The organism is Microbacterium yannicii PS01, from assembly GCF_000304335.1.
Classification (GTDB): Bacteria; Actinomycetota; Actinomycetes; order Actinomycetales; family Microbacteriaceae; genus Microbacterium; species Microbacterium yannicii_A.
In genome coordinates, this window is record NZ_CAJF01000001.1 from 215,304 (window position 1) to 237,119 (window position 21,816).

Annotated in this window: 22 protein-coding genes, 1 tRNA gene and 1 pseudogene; 12 read left to right on the forward strand and 12 right to left on the reverse strand. The window is 66.1% G+C overall.

Annotated features, from left to right (window positions below; genetic code table 11):
- Positions 1–501: 501 nt before the first annotated feature.
- The 3 genes from WYM_RS01095 to WYM_RS01105 all read right to left on the reverse strand — a co-directional run bounded on the left by WYM_RS01095 (position 502) and on the right by WYM_RS01105 (position 1,510).
- The gene (locus tag WYM_RS01095) at positions 502–687 is read right to left on the reverse strand and encodes an antitoxin (RefSeq protein ID WP_019178976.1); all 186 of its coding nucleotides are present in this window, start codon (positions 685–687) and stop codon (positions 502–504) included.
- 275 nt (positions 688–962) lie between these two features.
- On the reverse strand, positions 963–1,175 hold the full coding sequence (locus WYM_RS01100; protein WP_019178977.1) for a hypothetical protein: 213 nt from the start codon (positions 1,173–1,175) through the stop codon (positions 963–965).
- Complete coding sequence (locus WYM_RS01105; protein ID WP_019178978.1) at positions 1,172–1,510, reverse strand: hypothetical protein; 339 nt, start codon at positions 1,508–1,510, stop codon at positions 1,172–1,174. The genes WYM_RS01100 and WYM_RS01105 overlap by 4 nt, the downstream gene beginning before the upstream one ends.
- A gap of 356 nt (positions 1,511–1,866) precedes the next feature.
- Here WYM_RS01105 and WYM_RS01110 point away from each other — a divergent pair, with 356 nt between their 5' ends.
- Positions 1,867–2,535 carry a hypothetical protein gene (locus WYM_RS01110; RefSeq protein ID WP_157524760.1) on the forward strand — a complete coding sequence of 223 codons (669 nt, stop codon included), beginning with the start codon at positions 1,867–1,869 and terminating at the stop codon, positions 2,533–2,535.
- A gap of 743 nt (positions 2,536–3,278) precedes the next feature.
- Here the strand turns inward: WYM_RS01110 and WYM_RS01115 are convergent.
- From WYM_RS01115 to WYM_RS01140, 6 genes are all read right to left on the reverse strand, one after another.
- Positions 3,279–3,962 (reverse strand): hypothetical protein, encoded by a 684-nt coding sequence (locus WYM_RS01115; protein WP_157524762.1) that lies wholly within the window; start codon positions 3,960–3,962, stop codon positions 3,279–3,281.
- Positions 3,963–4,023: 61 nt separating this feature from the next.
- Entirely contained in the window at positions 4,024–4,392 is a 369-nt protein-coding gene (locus WYM_RS21630) for a PASTA domain-containing protein (RefSeq protein WP_157524764.1), read from the reverse strand.
- 295 nt (positions 4,393–4,687) lie between these two features.
- Positions 4,688–7,426, reverse strand: a complete 2,739-nt coding sequence (locus WYM_RS01125; RefSeq protein WP_019178981.1) for an AAA family ATPase — start codon at positions 7,424–7,426, stop codon at positions 4,688–4,690.
- Between the two features lie 189 nt (positions 7,427–7,615).
- Positions 7,616–8,725: an MFS transporter gene (locus tag WYM_RS01130; protein ID WP_192813695.1), complete on the reverse strand. Its 1,110-nt coding sequence runs from the start codon at positions 8,723–8,725 to the stop codon at positions 7,616–7,618.
- A gap of 44 nt (positions 8,726–8,769) precedes the next feature.
- Positions 8,770–9,459 (reverse strand): aquaporin, encoded by a 690-nt coding sequence (locus WYM_RS01135; protein WP_019178983.1) that lies wholly within the window; start codon positions 9,457–9,459, stop codon positions 8,770–8,772.
- Positions 9,456–9,806: a metalloregulator ArsR/SmtB family transcription factor gene (locus WYM_RS01140; RefSeq protein ID WP_019178984.1), complete on the reverse strand. Its 351-nt coding sequence runs from the start codon at positions 9,804–9,806 to the stop codon at positions 9,456–9,458. Before WYM_RS01140 ends, WYM_RS01135 begins: the two co-directional genes overlap by 4 nt.
- A gap of 87 nt (positions 9,807–9,893) precedes the next feature.
- Here WYM_RS01140 and WYM_RS01145 point away from each other — a divergent pair, with 87 nt between their 5' ends.
- The 8 genes from WYM_RS01145 to WYM_RS18940 all read left to right on the forward strand — a co-directional run bounded on the left by WYM_RS01145 (position 9,894) and on the right by WYM_RS18940 (position 16,344).
- Positions 9,894–11,210 (forward strand): FAD-dependent oxidoreductase, encoded by a 1,317-nt coding sequence (locus WYM_RS01145; protein ID WP_019178985.1) that lies wholly within the window; start codon positions 9,894–9,896, stop codon positions 11,208–11,210.
- Positions 11,211–11,224: 14 nt separating this feature from the next.
- Entirely contained in the window at positions 11,225–11,725 is a 501-nt protein-coding gene (locus tag WYM_RS01150; protein ID WP_019178986.1) for a GNAT family N-acetyltransferase, read from the forward strand.
- 4 nt (positions 11,726–11,729) lie between these two features.
- Positions 11,730–11,996: a hypothetical protein gene (locus WYM_RS01155; RefSeq protein WP_040568923.1), complete on the forward strand. Its 267-nt coding sequence runs from the start codon at positions 11,730–11,732 to the stop codon at positions 11,994–11,996.
- 34 nt (positions 11,997–12,030) lie between these two features.
- Positions 12,031–12,915 (forward strand): metalloregulator ArsR/SmtB family transcription factor, encoded by an 885-nt coding sequence (locus tag WYM_RS01160; RefSeq protein ID WP_083866109.1) that lies wholly within the window; start codon positions 12,031–12,033, stop codon positions 12,913–12,915.
- A 59-nt stretch (positions 12,916–12,974) separates the two neighbouring features.
- Positions 12,975–13,388 (forward strand): arsenate reductase ArsC, encoded by a 414-nt coding sequence (locus WYM_RS01165; RefSeq protein ID WP_026059447.1) that lies wholly within the window; start codon positions 12,975–12,977, stop codon positions 13,386–13,388.
- A 59-nt stretch (positions 13,389–13,447) separates the two neighbouring features.
- Positions 13,448–14,362, forward strand: a complete 915-nt coding sequence (locus WYM_RS01170; RefSeq protein WP_019178990.1) for a PstS family phosphate ABC transporter substrate-binding protein — start codon at positions 13,448–13,450, stop codon at positions 14,360–14,362.
- A 99-nt stretch (positions 14,363–14,461) separates the two neighbouring features.
- A complete protein-coding gene (locus WYM_RS01175; protein WP_019178991.1) occupies positions 14,462–15,844 on the forward strand; it encodes an FAD-dependent oxidoreductase in 1,383 nt (460 codons plus the stop codon).
- Positions 15,841–16,344 (forward strand): low molecular weight phosphatase family protein, encoded by a 504-nt coding sequence (locus WYM_RS18940; RefSeq protein WP_019178992.1) that lies wholly within the window; start codon positions 15,841–15,843, stop codon positions 16,342–16,344. Before WYM_RS01175 ends, WYM_RS18940 begins: the two co-directional genes overlap by 4 nt.
- Before the next feature lie 642 nt (positions 16,345–16,986).
- On the opposite strand, the gene WYM_RS01185 is transcribed toward WYM_RS18940, so the two are convergent.
- On the reverse strand, positions 16,987–17,166 hold the full coding sequence (locus tag WYM_RS01185; RefSeq protein ID WP_019178993.1) for a helix-turn-helix domain-containing protein: 180 nt from the start codon (positions 17,164–17,166) through the stop codon (positions 16,987–16,989).
- Between the two features lie 127 nt (positions 17,167–17,293).
- On the opposite strand from WYM_RS01185, the gene WYM_RS18945 reads away from it, so the two are divergent.
- Both WYM_RS18945 and WYM_RS01195 read left to right on the forward strand, forming a co-directional pair.
- Entirely contained in the window at positions 17,294–17,881 is a 588-nt protein-coding gene (locus WYM_RS18945; protein ID WP_019178994.1) for a hypothetical protein, read from the forward strand.
- A gap of 9 nt (positions 17,882–17,890) precedes the next feature.
- Positions 17,891–19,126 carry a site-specific integrase gene (locus tag WYM_RS01195; protein WP_157524771.1) on the forward strand — a complete coding sequence of 412 codons (1,236 nt, stop codon included), beginning with the start codon at positions 17,891–17,893 and terminating at the stop codon, positions 19,124–19,126.
- A gap of 51 nt (positions 19,127–19,177) precedes the next feature.
- On the opposite strand, the gene WYM_RS01200 is transcribed toward WYM_RS01195, so the two are convergent.
- Complete coding sequence (locus tag WYM_RS01200) at positions 19,178–20,674, reverse strand: FAD-dependent monooxygenase (RefSeq protein WP_019178996.1); 1,497 nt, start codon at positions 20,672–20,674, stop codon at positions 19,178–19,180.
- Between the two features lie 96 nt (positions 20,675–20,770).
- Between WYM_RS01200 and WYM_RS22115 the strand changes: the two are divergent.
- Positions 20,771–20,908: pseudogene (locus WYM_RS22115) on the forward strand (IS110 family transposase); the annotation flags it as partial.
- Between the two features lie 798 nt (positions 20,909–21,706).
- Here the strand turns inward: WYM_RS22115 and WYM_RS01205 are convergent.
- Positions 21,707–21,791 (reverse strand) — tRNA-Ser (locus WYM_RS01205).
- Between the last annotated feature and the right edge of the window lie 25 nt (positions 21,792–21,816).

A 21,816-nucleotide genomic window follows, 5' to 3' on the forward strand; every position in this document is an offset into this window, starting at 1 on the left:
ACACGACGGGCACCGCGGGGGGAGCTCAGCGCCCATCGGAGCATGCTACGCCGATCATCCAGTCAGCACAGTAGGCCTATTTGGCGGCGCAGCGGATCGAGGCCAACGTCATGCTGCGGCTAAGGCACTTTCTGCGAAGCGTTTGATCTCGCCGTCCTCCATGAGCACGGAGTACACCAGAAAGGGTTCTTGATGGCCGACGCTGCTTAGCTCGGCGGTCCTCCCCGAGTATGGATCGATGACCTGACCAGGGCCGCAGGGGGCGATGACAGCATCACCGCTTTGGAAGTTCACGTTGTCCTCATCCCGTCATAGTCGGCGTCGTCACGACTGGAAACCTACGGCCTTGACATCCCGCGTTGCCTCTGGGGGCTCGCCAAGTTCGCCGTCGGATGCGGCATCACACACGCTATCGCCTGAGTTGGAGTCCTCCGGCTTCGGGTTGCTAAGTCGGCGGTCACCGTTCAGTCTCAACAGTGAGGCGGCTACGAGGCCTCCACGTCAACGGTCGCCGACCTTGTCGTCGGCGGCTTCCTCGCCCGCGTTGATCTTGTCGCCGAACTTGCCGCCGGTGGCAGAGTCAGTCGCGTCGCCTGCTTTGTCGATCGCGGCGTCGGACACCTGCTCGCCCTTCTCGCTATTCGCGGCGTCCTTCGCCTTGTCTGCAAGGCCTCCGAAATCTGCCATGGCGATCCTCGTCTTTCACGATCAGTGTGTATCACCGCCCAGCGCGGTGACAGCAGTCTTCGATGCCCCGGGCGCAAAGGGCAGGGGGGTTGACAGCGATGGCGATGTCCGTCGCGGATTGCTCCAGGCCGACGCCGGCTCACAGCGCTCGCGTCAAGGGCGGCGCAGCGGGCCCGGCGCCCTCGGCTGCCAGATCCGCTGCCATCGGCAGAGTCTGGGCCGATGAGGCCGACCCTACGCCACGGAAATGTGTTGTGTTCGGGGCGCCGATGCTGTCAGGAGGACGGAGGGGCCGGGATGGGGATGAGGGCGATCGGTACTCCGAGGTTCAGCCACAGATACGCGTCTCGTCGGGCGCCTTCGCCATCATTGACCAGGAGCCAGCCACCGTTCTGGGTGAGGGCAGCGATCTCATCCTGTATCTCGGCGAGCTCTCGGCCGCCGACGCTGTACAAGGCGTTGCCGTACAGGATGTCGATGCGTTTCATCGTGCCGCGTTCCCGTTCGAGGGGGTCGCGGGGCTTTCTTGGGCTGGTTCAGGGACGGTGTAGAGCCCGGCCGGCGAGTTGGCGGTGAACATCAGCGCTTCAATCCACAAGCTGTTGATGCTCGGTGAACGGTTGCCGTAGAACTTGTAGACCAGCGAGACCCGCGGGTGCAGCCACACCGTGGTACGGCCGTTGCCGATGCTGGAGTCGTCTTTCCAACTGAAATAGAACGACTCTCCGCGACGAAGCTTCGTACCGATCACGGCTTGCAGGTGCGCCAGCACCCGATCGTCGAAGTCGAGTCTCAGGTCCGACTCGTAAATGAACTTGCCCATCAGCGTGTTGTCCCGTCGACGATCTGATCCGGGGACGAGCCGGGCTGCAGCCCGACTGAGGAGGCCGCTCCTTGAGTATGCGCCATCCCTACCGCGCGAAGAGCTGGGTGGTCCGCATGCTGCCGGCGCTGCAGACCCATAGGCCGCAGAGTAGCCGAGCCAAGAGCAGGATCCGCTTGGGTGCCCAGTGCCGAGACCGCGGGCGCCGCTCGCTCAGCGGTGGCTCACCGGACGATTCCTCGAGCAGCACTGACCGGTTCGACACACCGCTGAGCGCGGCACCGACGGCCAGCGTTTGCCGCCTGGCGGCTGATCCCGCCACACTAGGGCTTCACCGCTACCAAGGGACAGCGCGTATGGATGACAAGCGAGTCGCTGGGCTCGTGGCAGGGATCGGGTTCGTCATCGCTGGGACGATCACTGCGACCTTTCCCGCCGGTGGTGTGCTCGCGTTCGCGGCGATCGTGATCGGGCTCCTGCTGGTTGTGACTTCGGGGGCGACCTTGTGGCGTGCCCGGGGTCTCCGCCGGCCGAAGGATCGCGGCGACCGTGGCTCGTCTGCCGGTCCACGAAGGCTCAAAGCGCTTCCCGCTGTGAGTCTGAGGGAGTGGAGTGCGGACAGTCCCTGGGGAACCACACCGTGGGGGCTTGCGGCACGGATCGCGGCAACCTCCATCACGACTCTGGTTTTCGTGGCGGTCGCCAGCAATCCAGTGGACGTCACGGCGGGCGTAGCCTCTGCGATCGAATTCGCCCTTGGGGTCGTCCTGGCGGCGGCGTTCTTCGTTCCCCCGTGGGCTATCGAGCGCTGGACAAAACCGGTCGTCCTGCTTCCTCGCCGCCTCGACACGCTGCTGATGGTTCCGGCAGCTGGACTCACTCTGATCGCCGCCATGATGCTCTCCGCTGGACACGCCACCTTGGGCATCCTCATCGGCGCGGTCCAGCTGACCTATGCAGCAATCGCTGGTGTAGTGCTCCAACGGCGGGAACGCTCCTCGGCCGCTAACCGCGCCCAAGGATGAACGGCTCCTGCAGAGCCCGGTCGGGGATCGGATTCCGTGCGGGCTTCGCTGGGATCAGCTGGCTGCGACATCGTGTTGCCAGTCCAGCGGTACTTGTGATCGTCTGGGGCGGTGCCCCGCCCAGACAGAGACTTGCACCGCGCCCCCGCCTGGCGGGAACCACCCCAGGATGAAGCCCCTACGATCTTGGCGGCCGTCGAAATCCTTGCATCGACCCCGAGCGTGGCGCTCGCATTGGCCGGTGGACGGGTGTACAGCAACGGCCTGGAGCTGCAGTTGGAGATGCACGGCCGTCGTCGCAGCGAAGACGACCGAGAGTGGGAGCGGATACGCGATGTGTTTTTCGGTCGACCTGCCTGGGTGCAAACCGATGTGGAGCGCATCCAGGCCCTGACTATTGCCGTGTCGGTGGACGACGGTGACCCAGTCATTGCGGATCCGCTCGCACATGCGCGGGGGCCCATTGACACGGAACCTAGCGGGTGGTCGGTCGCGCTCAGGCCGCTCGGTGGCAATGGGAATCCTCTAGTCATGCGGTCTACGTTGAGTCTTTGGCTGTGGCGGCTGCCGCCCGCCAATTACTTGGACATCAGCATCCGGTGGCCTGCCTTTGGCATCGCAAAAAGCACCGGACGTGTCGACATCAGCGGCGTCGCTGGCCTCTATCGGAACTCTCAGCGACTCTGGTCAAACGACTAGAGGCCCGCTCATCGATCCTCCGGCGCATAGTGCCGTCGAAGCGCTCAGGCGGGTTGAGCGACGGGGGTTCGCCTCGGGCGTTGTGAGCGCGCCGCAAGGGCGGCGAGCAGGCCCACGACGGGCAGCAGGTTGAGACCGAGGCCAGGTTGCAACGCGATTGCAACCGTCATGATCACTGCGGCCGAAACCGCCAGCACGAAGGGGGCACGTCCACGAAGAAACAGACTGACCCCCGCGACGACCAATGCAACGGCGGCGACTAGCGCGGCGGGCCCGATGGCGGCAAGCCATAGCTGTTCCGCCGTCAACGCCGAATTCTCGTCGCGCACCAGCGTGAGCGTGGTCGACCAGAACCAACCGAGCACCGAGCCGGTGATGGCCAGGCCAAGTAGCCACAATCCCATCCGCGATCGCCGTTCATCGCGGACCCCGCCAGCGATAAGGGAACCAAGCACCACCGTCAACAACCACATCGCCCCGAGCACCACAGCAAGGGACACGTACCCGATCCCATCCGCGCATGTCCAAGTGCCGGCACCTTCCGTTCCGGCCGGGTAGGTGCCGCACCCGATGTGGAGTTGATCCCGGATCAACCAGACCGCGAGGGGACCAAACGCAACACTGACCACCCCAACCAGAAGTACTGCAAGCACTCCGATTCCGCGTGAGCCGTCGCCGCGCGGCTCCTGCCGTTCGGGAGCCTCGTGAACGACATCCGTGGCATCCATCAGGTCAAACCATAGCTCCACGCATCGGCGTACCTGTCGCACGCGACGGATCCCGCTCCGGTCACGGGGACGCGTTCGGCGCCGATCTGCTGTCGTCGGGCAGATCGAGAAATTGCTCATGCTCGGGCGTTGCGTGGGCGGATAGGTGCGGTGGGTCGTCATTTTCGTTCCGACGAGCGAGACTGTTGGCGTCGCCGTGGCTCACGATTTCCACTGCCACCGAGTCCCACTTGTAGAGCTGCGTGCCCGCGGCCGGCGATTGCGACACGATGTAATACAGTCCGGGCCATGCGAGCGCCCCGATCGGAGGACCATCGGGATCACTGTTGGCGAGTGTCACGCCGGCTTTGGTCGCTAAGTCTCGACCAACGTGGAACGGCAGACCGACCACGTCAGGGACGGTCACCCGCTCCGCTGCGCGCATGTCCATGACCTGACGCTACTCCCGAGGTTGAAAGCAATCGCCCTGCAAATCGAACCAGTGCGTGATCTTTCGTTGAGGGGTCGTGTCTCGTGCGCGCCGCGTGGACGCGAGAGTGGTGGCCGGACGCTACTACGCGATGCCCGTTTACCCCGCTCGATGAAGATGCCCGCTCGGGTGCCCTAATCGGCCATCGATCGACGCGACTGACGCGATCGCTTAGATGCGCCCTCACCAAATGCAACAGCAGTGCACGCAGGCGCGCGTTGGATGAGTGGCCAGCAGCGTTGAGAGATGCTTGCACCTAGAACGAGATCCCGAGGCCGCTCGCACCGTTTGTGATTGGGGCGGCGGGCCGTGCCGCCTGGTTGCGTGCGGCCCGTCGTAGCTCGGCTTCCGCTGCTCGAACGGAATCGTTGATTGTGACCTCCGTCGTTCCCCGGAGCATTGTGGCGACTAGGTGCTCGCGCGCGGCTGCGTCGGTTCGACCAATGGCGATTGCCTCGTTGTGGTGGCGCCCGCGTGTGAGCCCGACGTAGAGGCCGGCGGCGTCGACGTCGGGACCAACGATGGCAGTGTCGGCGGTCTCGCCCTGGATTCCGTGCACCGTTGATGCGTACGCGAGTACCACATGGTCCATCGCGTAGTCGCGCGTGATGCGGCGTCGTTCGCCGGTGTCCGTGGTGGAGACGAGGTCGATCGTGCCGGCGTCGATGCGGTTGACGATCCATTGTGCCCGGTTCTCGACGCCTGTCCGCGGATCGTTGCGGCGGGTCTGCACGGTGTCGCCGACGAGGAGTCGTTGCTCGTCTCGTCCCCACGCGAGGACGGTCGGGTCGAGTTCGCGGGCTTCCACGCGAAGCTGTTGAATCTGCGTGTTGATCGCATCGGCTTCGCTGTTCGACCCGCAGACGAGTGCGACTCGGCGTCCGTGAGCGGTCCCGTCGAGATAGCCGGTGACCATGGCGGCTCGTGCTTGCTCGATGCTCTCGACGCGTCGAACATGACCGCGCTTAGCCAGTTCGGTGCCAATTCGGAGTGCATGGTCGCGGTCGCGCGGATCGCGCAGTTGCAGAGTCAGAGCCGCGTACTCGGGGTCTCGGAAGCGGTGCACCGTGTTCATCTCGATGGATACCGTGGCGTGCCGCATCGCGGTTGCCATGGCCCCCGCGTGGCCGACGGGAAGAGCTTGGCGGGTGTCGCCCACCATCGCCACTCCAGCGCCGGTTTCGAGTGCGACCTCGGTGAGAGCGTCCGCGGTCTGCAGGTCGACCATGCCCGCCTCGTCGACCACGATCCGATCTCCCGGATCAAGCGCGAACCGCTGCGGACTGTGATACGTCTGGCCGGTGGACGGATCGATGTCGCCTAGTGCAAGCCGCGACCACACCTGCGCTCCGGCTCTGTCCCGCGACCACCGGTAGCCGTAGTCGTGCAGCAGGGCGTGGAGACTCGAGGCGTCCGCACCGGTCTCCCGCGCCGCGACGGAGGCCGCCTTACGGGTAGGGGCGACCACAAGCATCCGCCGATTTTGCCAGTCGAGGGCACGGTACGCCGCGCGCAGCATCGTTGTCTTGCCCGCACCGGCAGGTCCGGTCACCGCAACCAGGCCGTGTGTCCCGGCGATCGCGCATGCCGCCGCTGACTGCGTCGCGTCGAGCTTGTCGAGCCCTTCACCGGATGCCGCGCCACGGCGCAGCTGGTCGGGGAGGAGCGATCGGCCGGCGACGGCGATGGCGTCGAAGCGTCGTCCGACGCGCACCTTCAGGCGCATCGTCTCGGTCGCCATGAGTGCTTTGACATGACCTGGCACGTCGGCCGCGGGGGAGAGTCTGATGATGTGCCGCCCGGCCCGCGCCTCGATGTCTTCGACAATCTGGTCGAGCGTCTCTCGTTCGGCCACGATGCCGGTGCCGGCGAGTGCGCGCAGGGCTCCGGCGTGCAGGTCGAACTGGCTGAACCGTCCGCTCGAGGCGCGCGACCGGTCGTCGGCGTCGACGACAGCGGCCCTCGCGAGCAGGTCGAGGTCCAGGCTGTCGGGGCGCACCTGCGGAATCGGGGACGGTGTACGTGGACTGATGAGGGGGTCGAAGAGGGCGAGCTCGTCACGGACTGCCGCTTCCCAGGCATCCTCGTCCAGCAAGGCGGGCTTGTTGGGCCGCGACACGGCCCACGCTCGTCGGTCGATCTGTTGCAGCACCTCGACGCTGGGCTGTGCGCCGGCGTGCGCGCGGCTCCACTCCGCGATGAGCTGCACGCGGTTAGCTTCGATCTGTGCCGATCGGCGGGAAAAGGGGGCGACCGCGCTTCTGAGCTCGGCGATCTCGCCGTCGTCACCGATCGCGTAGCCGTGCCGGGAAAGAGCAGCTCTCCACCGTGGGTCGGTGCGAGCCGCAAGTTCACCCTCCGCGTTGACGATGGTGTGGAACTTCATCGCGACCCGGGAGTCGATGTTCGACCACTTGCCGTCTTCGCCTTGCACTTTGACGTTCAGCCAGAGGTGGCGGTGGATGTGCGGATCCAGTGCACGGGAGCGGCGGTGCTGCAGCTCGACGACTTCGAGCCGGGCGATCGACTCACGGATGCTGCCACCATGACCACGCCGAGCGTTCAACTCACGCTGCCACCGCGTGATGACCGTGTCGCGGATCCGGTCCTGCAACGCTTCGAACTCGGCCGCCAGATCAGGGTGGAGCAGCGCGGCGATGCTGTACGACTTCGGATGATTCAGCGTCCCGTCCAGCAGTAGGTCTGCCTCAGGTCGCAGGAATGCCTTGCCACGCTCCTCACCGGTGACCGGGTCATGCCCGCTCAGCCAGACCCGGAGCGCACCGGCCGTCAGCTCGTCGGATCTGATGGTTCCCTGCTCGACGACGAATCGCGTCACGGACGACTCCGCGCCGCCGCTGTACCCCTCAAGCGTGTCGACGCCGGGGGAGCGGACGAGGTGCGCGTCGCATACGCCCTCGACGGCGTAGGCGATGGCGTGCCGGATGCCGCGGGACTGCACACCCCGCTTCCACCGCTCGAGTCCTCCGCGCATGGCGCCTAAGGTACGCCGTAACTTGCGTAAGCGCTATCGATTTACACATTGGTGCCTGCGTGCATTGCTGTTCTGTTCTCGACTCGCGTGGCGGGTGGCAAGCCTCAGTCCGCCGCGGTGGGAGTGGCGAGCGTCGTGTAGGCGCCGTGGTGGGGGCGTCGCGTGCTTGACGCGTCGATGTTCGGACGGCTAGCGCCGGATCACAAGCAGCCCACCGATCGCACATACGCCTGCCATGAGTAGCGCCATGGCCTCGTAGCTTCCGGTCGCCGTCGCAAGGAGGGCGGCGGCTCCGGGCGCGAGGGCGGTGAGTGCCGACACCGGTGCAGACAGAACACCATTGAGGCGGCCGTAGGAGTCGGGGCCCCATCGATCGCTCACTGCGGAAGCCTGCACCAATGTCAGGGCGCCGCGGACGGCGCCCGCGACGATGGCGGTTGCGAAGATGGCGACCGGCCCGGTCGCCAGCGCGTACGTGGTCAGGGCTCCGGCGCCGAGAAGGCCGATAATCGCCGGCGCGATCCAGGGCGCAGCGGTGTGCGGGACGGCGAGGTAAAGCAACCGGCCCAACACTTGCCCCGCTCCGATGAGCCCGAGCACCCAGGCCGCCGCTTGCAGACTCAGGCCCTTCTCGACGGAGGCGGGAACGGCCGCGAGCGTCACCGCGTACAGGGAGAAGGACAGGAGGGCGAGTGAGCCGGTGAGAATCCAGAATCGCGTCGAGCGCACGATCTTCTGCGCGGCGCCGTCCCCTGACCGCTGGGCCTCAAGATGAAACCAGCTGCGTTCGACTGTGAAGGCGTAGGTGGGAAGGGCGACGACGGCGAGGATCGCTGCGAGGGCGACGAACGTGAGGCGCCAGCCCGCTTCAACGATGAGCCAACCGGTCAGTGGCGCGAACACCGTGGACGCGAGTCCGCCCGCGAGTGTGACAAGCGTCAATGGCCCACGCCGAGCGGTCCTGTACCGGTGCGTGATGACGGTGAACGCTGCTTGGTAGAGCACCGCGGACTGGGCTGCCCCGCAGACGAGCCAGGAAGCCGCGAACCACCAGATGTTCGGTGACGCAGCGGCGGCGAGCATCGCAGCGATGCCGACGCCGGCGCCGATGACCATCACTCGCCGAGGGTGCTTATCCAGCCAATGCCCGACAGGGACGGCACACACCGCGGAGGCGAGGAGGCCCACGGTGATCGCAACGAAGATGGTCTGTTCGTCCCATCCGGTCTCCACGGCCATCGCGGGCGCGGCGACGAGGATCGCGTAATAGAGCACACCCCAGGCGACGACTTGCGTCACCGCGAGAGCGGCGAGGCTGATCGCCGAGCGGGGAGCGGCCGCCGTCATCCTCGAGCGACGGCCGGCTCAGGCGCCGCAACGGGGAAGAACAGACGGACGCCGAGCCAACCCAGTGCAGCCCCGACGACCTGGGCAGCGATGAAGGGCAGCGCGGATGCCGGAGAGATTCCAGCGAACGTGTCGGTGAACATGCGCCCGACGGTGATCGCCGGATTGGCGAAGCTGGTCGACGACGTGAAGAAGTACGCCGCGCCGATGTACGCGCCGACGGCCGGAGCAGCCAGGTGGGAGCGCCCGGTGCGCACGAGGGCGAAGATGACGAGAATGAGCCCCGCGGTTGCTAACACCTCGGAGAGCAGCAGTTGCCATGCCATTCGGTCGGTCGTACTCCAGGCAACGGCGGGTGCGTCGAACATGACGTTGGCGAGCACGGCGCCGGCGATGCAGCCGAGCACCTGAGTCGGCAGGTACACCGCGGCTGTTGACCATTGCCGACGGTGCAAGGTGATGTCGACGAGGGTCACGACCGGATTGAAGTGCGCGCCCGAGACGGACGCGAATACCAAGATGAGAACCGCAAGCCCCAGAGCGGTGGCAAACGAATTCTCGAACAGTTGCAAACCGACGTCGGTAGGGGAGAGACGCTGCGCCGCGATGCCAGAGCCGACGACGACCGCGGCAAGTCCTGCGCTGCCGACGAATTCGCCCGTGGCAGCGCGCGCGAGGTGGCTCACGAGGCGACGAAGAGCTGCGAGACGCGGTCCAGCGCGCCGGGCACGAGCTTGAAGTAAGCCCATGTGCCGCGCTTGGTCCGGGTGAGGAAGCCCGCGGTCGTCAAGATCTTCAGGTGGTGGGAGACCGTCGGCTGACTCAGTCCCACCGGCTCGATCAGATCGCAGACGCACGCCTCGGTGTTCTCTGAGGCGGCAACGATCGAAAGCAGGCGCAGACGCGCCGGGTCGGCGAGGGCCTTCAGCGTCGTAGCGAGCTGGTCCGCCTCCGCCGCGCTGAGGGGCTCCCGCACGAGAGGCGCACAGCAGACTCCCGCGGTAACGTCGGTCACGTCGAGCATCGTGGTCACGCATCGAGACTAGTCGATATTGACAGATGTCGATAGGCGGGTGCAGAATCGGGCATCGAAGATCATCGATATACCACGGAGGCTCCTGTGACTCTGCTCGACCTGACACCCCGCGTCGTGAACACCGACCGGCTGTCAACACTTCCCGTCGCGATCATCGGTGCGGGACCCATCGGTCTGGCCGCTGCCGCGCACCTCGTGGAACGCGGCATCGACTTCGTGGTGTTCGAGGCCGGCACCGACATCGCCTCGAGCGTCCGGTCATGGGGACACACTCGGCTCTTCTCGCCGTGGAAGCATCTGGTGGATCCCGCCTCACGACGCCTGCTCGAAGCGCGAGGCTGGGTGCTCCCAGACCCCGAGCGTGCCCCGACTGGCCGCGAGCTCGTTGAGGAGTATGTAGCGCCGCTGGCGAGTGTCGACGAGATCGCAGCTCGTGTCCGACTCGGCGTCGAGGTCGTCGGCGTCTCGCGGGAGGGTATGGACCGCACGCGCACCCGGTCCCGCGCTGCGACGCCGTTCGCGGTGCGCATCCGCATCGCCGATGGAGAGATGGAGGACGTCTCTGCTCGCGCTGTCATCGACGCCTCGGGAACGTATCTCTCACCGAACTCGCTCTCCTCGAGCGGACTCGAGCTGCTCGGGATGGCGGACATCGCAGGCGCTGTCGCGCCCGCGCTGCCGGACGTGCTCGGTCGGGATCGCCTCCGCTTCGCCCACCGCCACACCACGGTCGTCGGCGCCGGGCACTCCGCCGCGAACACTCTGCTCGGGCTGGCAGAACTCGCCCGGCAGGAAAGCGGCACCACGGTCACCTGGTTGATCCGCAATGCGCAGGCGGTCCGCGTCTCTTCCTCCGCAGATGACGAACTGGCCGACCGTGCGCGGCTCGGTAGCCGGGTGGATCAGGCGGTGGCGGACGGTCGGATCCGGGTCCTCGACGGAGTTGAGATCATTCGCGGCCGCCGTGCAGGTGAGGGAGTCGAGCTGGTCGGGCACCGCCGCGGGGAAGTCGTGACGCACGCGACCGACGTCGTCGTCAACGCCACAGGATTCCGGCCCAATCTCGACATCCTGCGCGAGATCCGACTCGAGCTCGATGAGATCGTGGAGGCGCCGAAGCGGCTTGCCCCGCTCATCGACCCGAACGTGCACTCCTGTGGGACGGTCGAGCCGCACGGCTTCCGCGAGCTGACCCACCCCGAGCAAGGCTTCTTCATCGTTGGAATGAAGTCGTACGGTCGCGCGCCGACGTTCCTCCTCGCCACCGGATATGAGCAGGTCCGCTCCGTCACGGCCTGGATCGCCGGCGACACCGCGTCAGCGTCCAACGTCGAGCTGACGCTCCCCGCCACGGGCGTCTGCTCGACCGACCTCGGCGGGGGAGGTGGCTGCTGCTCGTGATTCGTTTGCGGGAGATGACGTCGGCTGACTGGCCGGCCGTCGAGAGGATCTACGCCCAGGGGATCGAAGACGGCGAGGCGACCTTCGAGGTCGCGACGCCTTCGTGGGAGGCATTCGACGCCGGCAAGCTAACCGCAATGCGCATCGTCGCCGTCGACGAAAAGGGCCGTGTGGTCGGTTGGGTGGCGGCGTCCGCTGTCTCTTCTCGCCCGGCCTACAGAGGAGTGGTGGAGCACTCGGTTTACATCGATCGCTTGGCGCGGGGCCGGGGCATCGGCCGGCTGCTACTGGCCGCGTTCGTCGAGGCAGCCGACGCGGCGGGCGTGTGGACGATCCAGTCGAGCATCTTTCCCGAGAATGCCGGCAGCCTGAAGCTCCATGACGCCGCAGGGTTTCGCGTCGTGGGGCGACGGGAGCGCATCGCGAAGGCCGCAGTCGGGCCACACGCGGGAAAGTGGCGCGACACGATCCTTATCGAGCGCCGATCCGCGGCGGCAGTTGATCCTGATGAATGACGCGATGATCCGCCGACATCTCAGCGGCACGCGCGTGTTGCTTCTCGACATCATCGACGCGCAGCCCGGTCTCGATCGAAACCAGCTCGTTCTGCAGTGGTCGAAGAGGCGAACGTCGGTTTCGGAGCGGGTCGCCGCCCGCGTCCCGCGGATGATCGACCAGTTGCTGTGGGAGCTGGAGAACCTCGATTGGGTGACGCGTCGCGACGGGCGGTTCGCTGCCACCGAGCTTGGTCAGCGGGCGCGAAGCTTCGCCCATGCCGATCGCTGAGCCTGTCCGCCACGCAGTGGATAGGTTGGTATCTATGAATCGGCCCGCGGATGCCGGAAACCTCACCACCCTGGGGGATCCCACTCGCGCGCGGATACTTCGATTGATTCGCGAGTCCGAGGATGGGCGGGAGCTTGTCGGTCGGCTTGCCGCAGCGCTCGACCTCCGGCAACCGACGGTCAGTCATCACATGAAGACGCTGCACGAGGACGGCGTCGTCGTGCGTGAGCCCGAGGGCCGACGCGTCTGGTATTCCGTTGCCCCTGAGCACGCCGATCGCGTTGACGCCCTCCTCGGCCACGGTCCGCGATCATCCTCGCCGGACCTTGAGCGGATCGCCAGCGACCTCGAGACCCGCTTTCGCGGCACCTTCAGTGCCGAGACGATTCGCGCCAACGTCGCGGAGAGCTACGAGCTCCTTGCCCGCGAGTCGCTCTCGCCGATGCTCGCCAGCCGAACGGCGGCCTTCGCCGCCGCCCGACTCGAGTCGCTGTACCGGACGCAGTCCCTGACTGCGGATGTCCCCGCCGTGCTCTTTGTCTGCGTCCAGAACGCCGGCCGCTCGCAACTCGCCGCGGGCATCCTTCGACAGCTCACCGGCGACAAAGTGGTCGTGAACACGGCCGGCTCGGCACCGGCATCGGATGTACGCCACACGGTCATCACAGCGCTCGACGAGATCGGCGTGCCCCTCGGCGGGGAGTTTCCTAAGCCGCTCACGGACGAAGCTGTGCGCGCCGCCGACGTCGTGGTCACCATGGGCTGCGGTGACGCCTGCCCCGTATACCCGGGTCGCCGCTACCTCGACTGGGACATCGAGGATCCCGTGGGCAAGTCACTAGACCGGGTGCGCGAGATCCGTGACGACATCGAAGAGCGCGTGCGCGGCCTTCTCGCGGAGTTGCTACCGACGACCTGACGGTTGACGTAAATAATAGATCGTGGTCTATGCTTTCGCTAAGAGAAAGCGAGATCCTCATGGTCGACAAACCCACTGTCCTCTTCGTCTGCGTCCATAACGCCGGCCGGTCGCAGATGGCCGCCGGATACCTTCGCGCCCTGGGTGGGGATGACGTCGAGGTCCTCTCCGCGGGGTCGGCGCCGAAGGACACGATCAACCCGGTGGCTGTGGAGGCGATGGCCGAAGAGGGCATCGACATCAGCACCAACATCCCGAAGATCCTGACGGTCGACGCCGTCCGGGAGTCGGACGTCGTGATCACCATGGGCTGCGGCGATGCGTGCCCGATTTTCCCGGGCAAGCGGTATGAGGATTGGGAGCTTGACGACCCGGCCGGCCAGGATATCGACGCAGTGCGGCCGATCAGGGATGATATCCGCGCGCGCATCGAGGCGCTCGTTGCCGATATCTTGCCGACCGCAGCTCGATGATGGGCGCTCGGCAGGCGCGGTCGCGGCTTTCGAGAGCGACGCAACGGTCACAGGCCCTCATGACGGCTGGGGCGACGATCTCGGTCGTGCTGCTGTTAACCGCGTGCGGTGGCGAATCACGAGCGGATTCGGAGGGGCTCGCCGGCACGGTTCTCGCGGACGGCTCCTCAACGGTCGCGCCGCTGACTGGAGCAGCACGTCATCTTTTCGTCGGTATCGAACCCGATGTCGACATCAAGAACACCTCGACCGGCACGACTGCCGGATTCCGCTCCTTCTGCTCGGGCAATACCGACATCTCGAACGCCTCCCGCCCGATCTCCGACGACGAGATCTCGAGGTGCGCTGACGCGGGCATCGACTTCACAGAGATCGTTGTAGCCAATGACGGACTCTCGGTCATCGTGAATCCGGAGAACGACTGGGCGACAGATCTGACCGTCGAGCAACTCGCCGCCATCTGGGCGCCGAACGCTGAAGCTGAAATCACCAACTGGAATCAGGTGGACCCCGCGTTTCCCGACGAGCCGCTCGTGCTCTTCGGTCCGGGCAGCGACTCCGGAACGCTCGACTTTTTCACCGCGGCCATCACCGGGCAAGAAGGAGCCATCCGTGCGGACTACAGCGCCTCCGAGGACGACGACCACACCGTCGCCGGAGTGCGCAAGGACATCGGTGCCATCGGCTTCCTCGGTCTCAGCTACGTAGAGGAGAACGAGGGCGACATCGCTGCGGTGGCGGTTGATGGCGTGTCACCGAGCCTCGAAACCGTCCAGAACGGCAGTTATGCACCGCTCAGTCGCCCGCTGTTCATCTACGTCAACAACGATTCGTTCGCGAACAAGCCACAGGTGAAGGCATTCGTCGACTTCTACGTAGAGAACGCGTTGGACATTGCAGAACGAGCGCTATTCGTGCCGCTGACGGAGGAGCAAGTCCTTCTGGCACAAGACGAGCTCGATTCACTCGGGTGAGCCAACGGACCACCCAGTGGCGGCGTCGCAACCGCGAGGCACCACAGCCCAACGTTCAGCACGCCGTCTTCTCTCACCGCTCCAGATAAGGATCGAAACATGCACATCGTTGCCATCGGTGGAAGCGACGCGGGGATCTCCGCAGCGCTCCGCGCCCGGGAACTCGACCCCTCCGTCGACGTGACCGTCGTGGTCGCCGACAGTTACCCGAACTATTCGATCTGCGGCATCCCGTACTACTTCTCCGGCGACGTGCAGCCGTGGCAGTCGCTGGCCCACCGGACCCACGCGGACCTCGAGGCGACCGGCATGACGCTTCGTCTGGACACCCTCGCCACCCGGATCGACGCGGGAGCCCGCCGGCTCAACGTCCAAGACGCGTCCGGTGAATCGTCGCTCTCCTACGACGAGCTGATCGTGGGCACCGGCGCGCTCCCCGCGTTCGCCGGCATCCGAGGGCTCGACTCGCTCGGGCCGGATGACGGCGTGCACGTCATCCACTCGATAGGCGACACCTTCGCTCTCGAGCGGCACCTCGACGAACGAGACCCGAAGACCGCCCTCATCATCGGCGCCGGCTACGTCGGCCTGGAGATGGCCGAAGGCTTCACCGGCCGCGGCATCCACGTCACGCAATTGCAGCGCGGCACGGAGGTGCTGTCGACGCTCGATCCCGAGCTGGCCGGTGCCGTGCACACGGAGCTGGTGCGCCACGGTGTCGAGGTCCACACCGGCACGACGGTTCACGCGGTGGAGAAGACGGATGCCGGTGTCACGGTGCACGCCGAGCGCGGCGGTGCTCCCATCACTTTCACCGTCGACCTCGTGCTCGCCGTCGTCGGCGTCCGACCCAACACGACCCTCCTCGAGCAGGCGGGCGCCACCCTCGGCGCCGGTGGAGCCGTGATGGTCGACGAGCACATGCGCACCGGCATCCCGAACGTGTTCGCCGCCGGCGACGGCGTGATCACACACCACCGCCTCCTCGGCACGACCTACCTGCCGCTGGGGACCACAGCGCACAAGCAGGGGCGCGTGGCGGGTGAGAACGCCATCGGAGGAAGCGCCCGGTTCGCCGGGTCGGTGGGCACGCAGGTCGTGAAGGTGTTCGACGTCGTGGCCGCGCGCACCGGGCTGCGCGAGCACGAGGCCGCAGCAGCCGGCTACCTGCCCTCGACCACCCAGTCCGTCGCCGACGACCACAAGCGGTACTACCCCGGCGCGCAGCCGATCAGCATCCGCATCACCGGTGACACCGAGAGCGGCCTTCTCCTCGGTGCACAGCTGGTGGGGCGACTCGGGACCGAGACCGCCAAGCGCGTCGACACGTATGCCACGGCTCTCTTCGCGGGACTCACCGTGGCGCAGGTCAGCGACCTCGACCTGTCCTACACCCCTCCGCTCGGGTCGCCATGGGACGCGGTGCAGGCGGCCACTCAGGCCTGGTCTCGTGCGCACACGGCCGCGGCGGTGCCCGCATGAGCGCGCCGCCCACGGTGCTGTTCATCTGCCAGCACAACGCCGGACGCTCGCAACTCGGCGCGCATCTGCTCACCCACATCGCGCCCGGTCGGTTCATCGCCGACAGCGCCGGCCTGAACCCCGCGGACGAGATCAACCCGACCGTCGCGGAGGCGCTCAACGAGATCGGCATCGACACGTCGGCCGCCCGGCCGCGCCGAGTGACCGCGTCAGACCTGACCACCGCCGACATCGTCGTGACGATGAAACCTGGTCTCGCCTTGCCTTCCCCGGTAGCGGGACGTTTGGTCGAATGGGAGTTCCCCAATCCGGAATCATGGGACCTCGAGGGAGTACGGGGCCTTCGCGATGCGATCGCCCAGCAGGTGCGAGGCCTGGCGGATGAGCCGCCCGCCGAAACTAGTTCCGCCGCATCGAAGCACTGTTCACGCCGACCGCCGAGGGCGCAGGGAGCAGACTGCGCACGAGCCGTCGGCGACGAGCTTGTGCCCGTCGATTGAGCAGTCCCACCCCCGGCGCCGCGCTCCCTGCTGCTGGGCCTCGAAGGCGGTCCTGGCACGCGCACAGGCACCGCACGGTAGCGGAGTACCGACGGGGTGCATGGGGCAGTAGGGGGAGTCCGCGTTATGCGTGACGTTATGCCGTTCGTAGGCCCTCTCCTTTGGGGAGTCGATTAAGGAGCCGGAGCCTACGTCCGCTGTGACGTGACGGGTTCCGTCACGCGTGACGTCACCCGTCGGTGACCGAGTCTCGCTAAGGTCGGTCGGCTCCACGAACGGAGTACGGCGCTGGCGGTCGCGGTACGCCTTCTGACGACGTCGTGCCGCTTCCCGGTACCGGGACACTTCCTCTGCGGTCGACTGTCGCAGATCTATGGACCAGCCTTTGAGCTGGAACCGTTCGGGGGTTCGTTCCCAGAGCCCGGCGCGCTCGAGTTCGTCGAAGGCGGATGGGTCGTCTCCGTCCGGATGCAGGTACTTGGTGTATCTGTCCGGCACAGCTCCGTCCGTGCCCTGACCGTTGCACCACATAAGAGCGCCCGCCAAGACCCGGAAGGCCCGATCGCTCAGATTGTCGATGCGGATGCTCCCGAGCCATTCTGCGGGGAGCCTGGCGTCGACCACGATCGCGATCCGCTGGGGTCAGCCTTCGACGCCGAAGACTCGCAAGAGTCCGGCGCGGGGAATCATCCGTCGCGGCCCGAGTTGAACGCTCGGAATGGTGCCCCGCTCGACGCCGGCCTTGATCGTTCGGTACTCGACGCCGACAAGGGCGGCGGCGTCTTTGTAGGTGAGCGCGAGTGAGGTCTCTGACTTGTTCATGATCGGTCCTTCCTGAGCCACGTATGTCAGCGCACGCCCACACCGTAGCACCGATGTGAGCCAGATGTGTCAAGAATGCGTCATGTCATACCTTGTTCAGCATTCTTGCGCCTGAGATACTGGGCGCATGGTGCAGCTGGGAACCGCCGACGTGAGCGACGAGCGAGTCGACGTCGGGAACGGCGTCAGCGTGCCGCGATCGTGGACTGCTGTTCTCCGCGGCGAGCCGGATGTGCCCGGCACCATCCGTGTGCACGTCGCGTTCGACCGCCGGCTCGGCCGCGGCGCCGCATCGGTGGTGAGCGTCGAGCGCGAGGGCGAGGGTGATGAGGTGACCAGCCTCACGTTGCGGGAGGTTCGCGTGCAGGCAGCGTTGCAGGCCTCGGGCTTGAAGGTCTCCACAGTCGTCGACGGCGCCCAGCGGTCCGAGTCCGGTGCGGCGTACCTTAGGCGCATGCGCGAGCGGTCGGAGCGAACAGCGGCTGAGAACGTGAATGACGCCGCGGTGATCTACCGACTCGCCGCGGCTGTTAACCTCCCGCCCTTGAAGACGGTCGCCGACTGTCTGAGTGTGAGTCAGAGCACCGCCACCCGTCTCATGAATCGTGCGCGCATCGACGGGCTCGCGGCGGGCATCAGACTTCCGGATGCCGAGGCAACCGGTCCGATCACCGGAGGCCACGGCCCCACACCCAGCGGGCCGTCGATCAACTAGGGATGCAGCGTGGCGCGACGAGTGAATCACGACGGTACAGTCTCCGCGTACGTCACACCGTCCGGGGAGACCCGGTTTCGAATCGCGTACTGGGTCGTTCGCCCGGATGGCGAGTTCGTCCGACGATTCCGTCGAGGCTTCGAGAGCGAGCGCCGCGCACGCGAAGTGCTTACGGAGATTCAGGTCGATATCCGCCGTGGCACTCACGTTGAGCAGACGCGCGAGACCCTCAACGGATATTCCGCGAAGTATTTCGACGGTCTGCGGGTGCGCCCCACCACTCTCGCCGGCTACCGGAAGCATTTCCGCGTCCACGTGGAGAGCTCATCGCTCGGGCGCACGCCGCTGAGCGATATCTCGAAGGATCAGCTCAACCGCTTCTACCGACAGCTCGAGCGTGATGGTCGGAAGGACCGCGGGCACCTTGGTGAGCCGCTGGGGCCGGCCACCATTCGCCACGTCCATGTGCTGGTGTCGCAGATCCTGCAGCACGCGCTCGAAGACGGACTCATCAGGCTGAATCCCGCCAAGCGCGCTTCGCCGCCGACCAAGATCGACGCGGCGCCGCCGGAGATGATGACCTGGTCGGCCGAGAATGCTCGGCTGTTCCTGGAGTGGTCGCAGTCCACCGGCGACTACCTTTGGCTCGCGTGGCTGACACTGCTCGGCACCGGAATGCGCCGCGGCGAGATCCTTGGCCTCCGGTGGAAGGATGTCGACCTCGAGAACAACGTCATCACCATCGCCCGCGCGATGTCGTACGTGAAGGAAGCCGGGAAGAAGCCGATCATCGACTTCCGCCAGACCAAGAGTGGTCGTGTGCGCAACGTCGACATCGATGCCCGACTAGCCCATGCGCTGCTGACGAAGCGCGATCTCCTGCGCGCGGTGGCGCCCGAGCTTGCCAGGGGTGAGCAGCTGATCTTCTGCAACAAGTTCGGGCGACCTCACAACCCGACGCAGTTCTCGCGGCAGTGGCGGGAGCGGGTCAACAAAGCCGCGGACGCGCACCCCGATCTCGACCGGCTTCACCTCCACGAACTGCGGCATACGCATGCGACGTTGCTCTTGCGCGCCGGCGTGCATCCGAAGATCGTGTCGGAGCGGCTCGGTCACGCCGATATTCAGACGACTCTGAACACGTACTCACATGCGGTGCGGACCCTTCAGCGCGGCGCCGCGGACCTGGTGGGGGAGTTGCTCGCCCCCACTCGCGTTGACGGATCGGTACTGAGCACGACCTGACGGAGGTGCATGGCGGGCCCGTGGTCAGCAGGGCGAAGGGGGTTGCGGCCCTCACGCGGTCAATGCGTCCTTCGCCGCCTGGAAGGTCTCGACAGCGTCTTCCGGGCGCGCGGCGGCCGCCACGAAGCCGTCTGGTCGCACGAGGTACAGCCGAGTAGGAGACAACCGCTGATGCGGATCTGAATCGAAGGAGAAGTGATTCACACCCATTGCGCCGGCCACCTTCGCAGCGGCAGTCGCCTCAGCTCCATAGGCGTGCACCTGCCAGCTCAGGCTGCGGAGTGCGGGGTAGTTGTCTCCCGACCACGGCAAGCGCCGGCCGACGGCTGCATCACGCTCGCCGGAAATCGGCATTCGATATCGGATGCGAGTCTGAGACAGATAGCCGAACAGGCGCTCGCCACCGATCAACCGCGGCATGATCGGTAGGGCGAGCGGCGCGATGACGGGGACGACGCGGTCTCGTATGAAACGCGCAAGGTGGCTCCGCGATGTCAGCCGTACAAACGCAGCATCCGTCGTCTTGACGAGCATCGCCGCCACGGGTTGACGCTCGAGCTCGTATCGCTCGAGGGATGATGGCGCGGCCTGTCCACAGATGACGTCGGCAAGCTTGAGCGCCAGATTATGCGCATCTTGCAACCCGGTGTTCATGCCCTGCGCGCCCACAGGGGAGTGCACATGAGCTGCATCCCCGATGAGGAAGGTTGGGCCGACGCGGAAGTGCTCGGCGAGCCGATGGTGAGCGCGGTAACGCGAGAACCATGCCGACTTTGAATAGCGGATCCCGAACCCTCTCTCGAGCCGCCCCTGGATCATCTGCTCTAGGTCCGCGATAGGAACCGTGTCGGGGGCGCCAGCGAGCCCTAGAATCCGGAAATGCCCACGCTCTCCCATCGGAAATCCGAGAACGAAGTCGTCTCCATGGATCCGCATGTTAATCGCGCCGGGCACGAGGCCGGTGGCGTCGAGGGCGTCGGCGACGAAGAAGGACAGCCGGTTGGTCACACCGTCGAAGGCGACCCCCAGCGCTTTGCGAACCGCCGAGGACGCCCCATCCGCGCCGATGCACCACCTGCCCTGGATCTTCTCCCTGCCCGCCGGGCCCTCCGCCACTACCAGGACCGCTTCGTCGCCGAGGTTGCGGAGCTCACGCATCCGGCGTCCCCATCGGATTTCACCGCCGCGCTCCAGTAGCGCCGTTCCGAGGATCCGCTCGGTTCTGCTCTGTTCCAGGATGAACAGACCCGGGTATGGCGTCAGTTTCTCCCCCATACCGGTAAATGAGAGTGAGCCGAAGGTCCGACGACCGTAACCGGGGCACACCGCCGGTGCGGGGGAAGCTTCAGCGAGGAATTGACGCGACATCCCCAGCTGGTCGAAGAGTTCCAGCGATCTCGCCTGCAACGCGAGCGCGCGAGATTCCCGAGTGGCTCCTTCTTTATGGTCGATCACCACGATCCGTGCGCCGCGTGTAGCGAGACAGACCGCGGCCATCAGCCCGCTGGGTCCCGCGCCGACGATAATCACGTCGAACTCGACGTTCATGCGTCCACCCTGCCACGGGCAAGGTCAACGCGGTGGCGTCCTGCGGCAGACCAGTCGCGAACTGAAAGAGATCTTCACCGAACTCGCTTCTTCGCGATCACTCGGATGAGTCGCGATCCTGGCACGAAGGCCTACCTCGACAAGCGCCTGGCCGAGGGACGCATTCGACGCGAGATCAGACGCGGCATCAAGCGCTACCTCGCCCGTCGCCTCTACCGCACCCTCAACGCGCTCGACGACTCGCTCCTGATCCGGCCCCGAGCTCCACCCTCGCTTCGACAATTAGCTGATCACGCGGGGCGGGGACGACGCAGTGCCCGAGTGAGCGGTTGATAAGCGGAGCTCGCAGCGCAGCGGAGAGCGGAGTCTGCAAAGAGCGAACGACAGGAACGGAGGCGTCTCCTCCCCGCTACCCTCTCGCCGTCGGAGGGGGGATCCCGGCAACCGTCGCGACTACTCGGGGTGATCGCGCCGGGGACGCAAAGCGATCCACAGCCCGCACCGCCGGCACAGGTACGCACCGCGCTCGCGCAGGGCGTGCACCTTCCGGCGCGGATATGCCCGCTCACAGCAAGAGCAAGTCACCACCACATCCCCAGTCGCACCGTCAGCACCCACATCGGAATGATCTCCCATCAACCGCGTTCCCGACAGCCCCGCAACTTGCGGCCGCCGAAGGAGCGATCGCCGCGCTCGACCCGCCTCGACCACGCCGCCAGTGAACTTGACACACATAGAAGCATCGAAATTCCGGGTTGGCGCTGGAGCCCGGGTGGATCGCTACACTCTCGGCGTCGGAGTGAAGGCGCGCCCGCCGTCAGTGGCGTCTCCTTCATGAAAACGTGTCCGAAAACCGCTAGCGCCACCGGTGACATGAGCCAACCATGTCGCAACAGGCCTGTTCCACACGGACGGCCATCCGCGGAAAATCAGGCCTCTAGAGGGGTCGAAATCGGCCTTAACTGTGCCAGTAGGTGTGTCACGCGACTTCGGCGGACGGAAAATCCCTTGAAACCACTGGGATCGGAGCGGCGGAGGATAGGGGATTCGAACCCCTGAGGGCTTGCACCCAACACGCTTTCCAAGCGTGCGCCATAGGCCACTAGGCGAATCCTCCAGCAGCCCCGGAGGGCCAGCGACCA